General features: G+C 70.2%; 1 protein-coding gene and 1 pseudogene. Both read right to left on the bottom strand.

All coding sequences use genetic code 11. The features are described from left to right. Nucleotides 1–401 (bottom strand): LLM class flavin-dependent oxidoreductase (locus tag ACFXA3_RS42210; RefSeq protein ID WP_385196782.1); only part of this gene is annotated, 401 nt, incomplete at its 3' end. Nucleotides 402–410: 9 nt separating this feature from the next. Beyond that, nucleotides 411–1,571, bottom strand: a pseudogene (hydA, locus tag ACFXA3_RS42205) (dihydropyrimidinase); the annotation flags it as partial. Nucleotides 1,572–1,667 lie beyond the last annotated feature (96 nt).

Here is a 1,667-nt window from a genome sequence, read left to right as displayed (position 1 = left end):
TGGCCGTCGACCTCGCCCTCCCGGCCTCCCGCGCGGACGCGGATGACGTCGAGGGCCTCCCCGCGGGGGGCCTGGGTGTTGGGTTTGCGTCCGGCGACGCGCATGGCGGAGTCGCCGCGGCCGATGCCGCAGACCGTGCGGTTGCCGTACATGTCGTTGAGCGTGGCGAAGGTGGAGGCGGTCACCTCCCAGGTGCGGGTGCCGGGGTTGGTGACCATGGGGCCGATGTGCAGCTTCTGCGTGTGGGCGAGGATCTGGCTGTAGATGACGAACGGCTCCTGCCAGAGCACGGCGGAGTCGAAGGTCCAGCCGTAGCGGAAGCCGTTGCGCTCGGCCCGCTTCATCAGGCTGATCACCTGGGAGGCGGGCGGGTCTGTCTGCAGGACGAGGCCGAAGTCCATCACGGTTCCTTAGAGGTACTGGCAGGTGGAGCGGGGGATGAACACCCCGTGGCCGGCCCGCCCGGTGTACTCGCGGCGGTCGATGACGAGTTCGCCGCGGGAGAGCACGGTGTCGACGCGGCCGGTGATCCGCTTGCCCTCGTACGCCGAGTAGTCCACGTTCATGTGGTGCGTCTCGGCGGAGATGACCTGCTCGGCGTGCGGATCGTAGAGGACGATGTCGGCGTCGGAGCCGGGCGCGATCGTGCCCTTCTGGGGGTAGAGGCCGAACATCCGGGCCGGGCTCGCGCAGGCGATCTCGATCCAGCGGCGGCGGCTGATGTGCCCGTCCACCACGGCCTGGTGGAGGAGGTCCATGCGGTTCTCCACGCCCGGCAGCCCGTTCGGGATCTTGGAGAAGTCGCCGCGTCCGAGCTCCTTCTGGCCGCGGAAGCAGAACGGGCAGTGGTCGGTGGAGACCACCTGGAGGTCGTTGGTCCGCAGGCCCCGCCAGAGGGCGGCCTGGTGCTCCTTCGGCCGCAGCGGGGTGGAGCAGACGTACTTGGCGCCCTGGAAGTCGGGCTCCGCCAGGTTGTCGGTGGACAGGAACAGGTACTGCGGGCAGGTCTCGCCGAACACCGGAAGGCCCTTGTCGCGGGCGGCGGCGAGCTCGGCCACCGCCTCCTCCGCCGAGACGTGGACGACGTACAGCGGTGATCCGGCGACGCGTGCGAGCTGGATCGCCCGGTGGGTGGCCTCTGCTTCGAGGAGGACCTTGCGGACCTCGCCGTGGTGGCGGGGGTCGGTCTCGCCGCGGGCCAGGGCCTGTTCGACGAGGACGTCGATCGCGATGCCGTTCTCGGCGTGCATCATGATCAGCCCGCCGTTGCCGGAGGCCCGCTGCATGGCGCGCAGGATCTGCCCGTCGTCGCTGTAGAAGACGCCGGGGTAGGCCATGAACAGCTTGAAGGAGGTGACGCCCTCCCCCACCAGGTGGTCCATCTCCTTCAGGGTCCCCTCGTTGACGTCCGAGAGGATCATGTGGAAGGCGTAGTCGACGGCGCACTTGCCGTCGGCCTTGTCGTACCAGGTGTCGAGCCCCTGCCGCAGGGACTGGCCCCTGCTCTGCACGGCGAAGTCGACGATGGTGGTGGTGCCGCCCCAGGCGGCGGCGCGGGTCCCCGTCTCGAAGGCGCGCTGTCGCGCCGGGCGGTGGACCGGCCGGCGACGCGGTGGGCACTGGCTCCGGTCAGGTCGTCCACGGTGAGGCCCAGGGCATCGGCCACC

Source organism: Streptomyces sp. NPDC059456, assembly GCF_042750055.1.
In the GTDB taxonomy this organism is placed as follows: Bacteria; Actinomycetota; Actinomycetes; order Streptomycetales; family Streptomycetaceae; genus Streptomyces.
Note: the sequence above shows the minus strand (reverse complement) of the source record. Positions and strands in the feature narration are given on the sequence as shown.